Here is a 4,182-nt window from a genome sequence, read left to right on the forward strand (position 1 = left end):
GCAACTCCGGAACCCTTCGGGTCATCGTGCCGGAATGCCAATGCTCGAGCACACGTCCGGTACAGAACCAGAGATCGTAGTTCGCATCGGGCTGCTCGACCGCCGCGGAATAGGGCCGGAAGAAGATTTTCGCCTTGCCCGGCAGTCCGACCGCCGTGGCGTCGGTGATCTGGTCGAGATCACCACTGGGGATGGACTTCTGCAGTTTTCCGTAGAACTCGAACCCGGCACCCTTGGTGACATAGGGGTCGTACTCCTCGTTGAACCGCCAGGTGCCTTCCTTGCCATCGACCACAGGCCAACGCATGCCGCGCACCTCGTCGCGGTGGTAGACGTCGAAGTCGGCCAGATCCTTGCCGATACCGCGGCCGAAGGGCACGTATTCCTGCCACAGCGCCTTCTCGACGAACCAGCCATCGCCCAGCGCCTTGGTCGTGTGATTTTCGCGGCCCTTCGCGACCGGATCGGGCCAGACGTGCTTCCTGTTGTCCGGTGTGGCGAACAGCACCTTGTAAAGGCTGTCGTTTGGCGAGTACCCCATGGCCTCGGCCTCGGCCAGCACGCTCGGGAGCTTGTCGTCCTCGTAGCCCTCCGCCTTCAAGCCGGGCACGGTCTGTTCGCCCCAGAAATCGGCGATGGTGAAGCGCTTGGAGAACTCCAGCGTCTGCCAAAGATCACCACGGGCCATCCCGGGAGGCGGTACCTGCTCACGCCAATGCTGCGTGCGCCGCTCGGCGTTGCCGTAGGCGCCCCACTTCTCGAAGATCATCGCGACCGGCAGGATCAGGTCGGCCACCTTGGCCGAGATCCCGGGATAGGCCTCGGAGACGACGATGAAGTTGTCCTGCTCGCGCGCGGCCTTGATCCAGTGATTGGCATTGGGATGGGTGTGCCAGGGGTTGTTCACCTGCACCCAGGCCCATTTGACGCTGCCGTCCTGCAGATCGCGCATGATCTTGCCATAGAAAGAGCCGACCTTCGGGCTGATCGTCTTGTCCGGGAGCTTCCAGTGCTCTTCGGTGTACTTGCGGTGTGCGGGAACGAAAACCATCCGGTCGGCGGGCAGCCGGTGCGCGAAGGTTCCGACCTCACGGGCGGTGCCGCAGGCGCTGGGCTGCCCGGTGAGCGAGAACGCACCGTTGCCCGGCCGGGACTGCTTGCCGAGCAGCAGGTGGTTGGCATAGATCAGTTCGTTCGCCCAGGTGCCGCGCGTGTGCTGGTTGATCCCCATGGTCCAGAACGAGACGACCTTGCGCTGGGCGTCGACATACAGGTCCGCCAGTTCCTGAAGCTTCTTCTTGAAGTCTTCCAGCGACTCGGCGTCATCACCCTTCGCGAGTTCGGCGACGAAGTCCAGCGTGTACGGCTCGACGGCCTTCTTGTAGTCCTCGAAACTGATGCTCCAGTGGGCGCCGGGGTTGCCCCGGTTGTTCTGCTCGACCACCTCGCCTTCCTGGCGTCGCTGTGCGATCGCCTCGTTTCGATCCAGCGTGACCTTGAGTTCCTTGGCGACGATGTCGGCCTCGGCCGGGAACGTGTACTTGCCCTCGGGGTCCGCGCGCAGGCCGTAGCCGATGTCGTACGGCCCGGTCGTGAAGATGCAGTGCTTGTTCACGAAATCCCAGTTCACCGCGTCCCGGGCGATGATCTCGCGCGCGATATAGTTGAGGATCGCCAGGTCGCTGTTGGGCTTGAAAATGATTTCCAGGTCCGCGCCGTCGGAACTCATGTTGCGGTAGGTCGACAGGTTGACCACCCGCACGTCGGGATTGCCCATGCGCCGGTTCATGATCCGCGACCAGAGCACCGTATGCATCTCGGCCATGTTCGCGCCCCACAGGACCATCGTCTCGGTGTGCTCGATGTCGTCGTAGTTACCCGCAGGTTCGTCGGTGCCGAAGGTGCTGTAGAAGGCCGCCACGGCGCTGGCCATGCAGTTGCGGGCATTGGGATCCACCATATTGGCCCGGAAGCCTGCCTTGAACAGCTTGTTCATCGCATAGCCTTCCTGGACCGTCCATTGCCCGGATCCGAAACAGGCGACCCCCTCGGGACCCTTCTCCGCATAGGCCTTGCGGAACTGGCGCTCCATCTCGTCGAAGGCCTGCTCCCACGAGACCGGCACGAAATTGCCCTGCTTGTGGAACTGACCGTCCTTCATGCGCATCAGCGGCTGGGTGAGGCGATCCTGGCCGTACATGATCTTGGCGTTGAAATAGCCCTTGACGCACTGCCAGCCGCGGTTCACCGGGTTCTCGGTATCGCCCTTCTGGGCCACCACGCGTCCGTTCTTGGTCGCGAGCATCAGGCCGCACCCGGTCCCGCAGAAGCGGCAGACGCCCTTGTCCCACCGCCAATCCTGTTCCGTTTCCCTAGCAGCGGCGAGGGCTGCCGGCCCCAGCGAGAGCCCGGCCATGGAAGCGGTACTGGCGGCAATGCCGGCCTTCAGGAAATTTCTTCTGGAGACGGTCATGGTTGGTGTTCTCCTTGGAGTTTTCGTTGTCGTTATCTGGGAGGTCGGTCAGCCCGCGAGCGTGGGCGGAACCAGGTCCAGCTCACCCGTGGCGCGCCCCTGGCGGTTCTTGAGCCCGTCCAGGATCTCCTGGTCCTCTTCGAAATAGTGGTAGAGCATGTCGGCCAGAATGACGCCCTGGACGGCCTTGATCCTGAGCAGACCGTTCATTTCCGCGGCGATGGAAAGCGCCTCCTGGACGACGACGATCTTGCCCTGCTCCGGATCCTCGAAATGAACCTCCACCCCCGGCAGTTCCGTCAGCGCCGCCGATACCGCCGGCAGGTTCAGGGGCTTGCAGAGCACCACGATTCCGGAAAGATTCATTGGCCGTTCCTCTTTTTTGCGTACTTGTTGAAAACGTGTCATCCGCTCAGGGGTTCGCAGCCCATCAGTGGGGCATGCGGATCTCGACCGCGCCGACGGGACAGGGGGACACGCAGGCCCCGCAACCGTTGCACAGGGCCGGCTCGAGCCGCGGCAGGAATGCTCCACCCGCCTGTGGGCGAAACCGGATCGCGCGGGCAACGCACTGATCTGCGCAGCTGCGGCAGACGATCCCGGAACGGCTCAGGCAGGCCTCGGTGAAATGCGCCTGCCGCTCCCATGCCGGCTCCCCGCGCGCCCTGGCAACCCCGGACAGCGCTCCTGGTTCGCAGTGGGCGGTGCAGGTATCGCACAAGCGGCATTCGCCGCGAGAAAAGTCGACAACCGGGAACCCACCGGAGCCCGGCACGATGATCCCGGTCGGACACCGGTCCAGGCATTCACCGCAGCGGGAACACAGCTCCGTGAACATCATTTCTGCAATCGACCATGGCGGCCGCAACGGCGCCCTGCTGCCGGAAAAATCGCCCCGTAAAAACCGCCTGCGGCTGACTGCTGAAGTCATCGACGAGCCACCTCTTTGATCCCTGACCCGCCACCACGGCAAGTGTCGCGCTACACCCTCCCGGGTGCGATCCGATACGTCGCAACTCGAAGCCGGCAGGAGAAACCGGGGGGCGCGCGAATCACTTTAATTCGGTTCTCTTTATCAAAACCCGGGAGAACATGATCCTGTCTTCTAGTAGGTGAATACGGATAGCGCAAGGAGATTCAGGCAGGTAGTTATTTGTTTCTATTTTTGTACCAAATTTTACATATCATGATGTACCTACAATGCGGTACCAATCTGCCAATCAAAGATTCTGCGAAGGTAATACATTTTTTTCATTCGCAATAAAAATACCAGAGAAAGAACCTGTTGGCATTGAGGTGCGCTTCGCGACGGACGACCGGACCAGCCCCGGCTTTCGATCGGGCTCACTCGTGGTGAGAAAAACCAACTCAACTGGGCTACGCATCAAGAGATATCGCAGAAAATCAGAACCCTGCTAGCCTTTTAACAAGACCATCCTGATACCCGCCGCACTACCAACAGGCGTCGAATCGAGCGTGGCCAAGACTCCAAGGAGGAGGAAAATGCTCAAGCGTCAGTCGGCCCTGCTCATTGTCGCCACGCTTTTCATCGCGGCCTTGCTCCTTGCGCTGATCACCCATGGCAGCGGTGTGGTGCGTAGCGATCCGGATCGGCATGTCTGGATCCCGAGCGAGCTGACCATGCCGCTGCAGTTGCAGGTTGCCTATGACGGACAGCGGATCCTGTTCCGCTACCGCTGGCCGGCGGA

The 4,182-nt window shown here is 61.7% G+C and carries 3 protein-coding genes and 1 pseudogene; 1 reads left to right on the plus strand and 3 read right to left on the minus strand.

Translation table 11 applies throughout. The features are described 5' to 3' along the window. The 3 genes from napA to napF form a co-directional block, all read right to left on the minus strand. A partial coding sequence (gene napA / locus EA346_RS00635) for a nitrate reductase catalytic subunit NapA (RefSeq protein WP_296754331.1) occupies positions 1–2,473 on the minus strand: 2,473 nt, incomplete at its 3' end. Between the two features lie 48 nt (positions 2,474–2,521). Beyond that, complete coding sequence (locus EA346_RS00640) at positions 2,522–2,839, minus strand: chaperone NapD (RefSeq protein WP_296754334.1); 318 nt, start codon at positions 2,837–2,839, stop codon at positions 2,522–2,524. 64 nt (positions 2,840–2,903) lie between these two features. After that, positions 2,904–3,341, minus strand: coding sequence for a ferredoxin-type protein NapF (gene napF, locus EA346_RS00645; protein WP_296754337.1), 438 nt, complete (start codon positions 3,339–3,341; stop codon positions 2,904–2,906). A gap of 635 nt (positions 3,342–3,976) precedes the next feature. Between napF and EA346_RS00650 the strand changes: the two are divergent. Next, a pseudogene (locus EA346_RS00650) lies at positions 3,977–4,182 on the plus strand (hypothetical protein); the annotation flags it as partial.

Source organism: Thioalkalivibrio sp. (genome assembly GCF_007692535.1).
Taxonomy (GTDB): Bacteria; Pseudomonadota; Gammaproteobacteria; order Ectothiorhodospirales; family Ectothiorhodospiraceae; genus Thioalkalivibrio.

What these genes read in the sequence shown, in the direction of transcription:
- EA346_RS00640 (WP_296754334.1), bottom strand. Translation starts at nt 2,839, where the DNA reads ATGAATCTTTCCGGAATCGTGGTGCTCTGCAAGCCCCTGAACCTGCCG.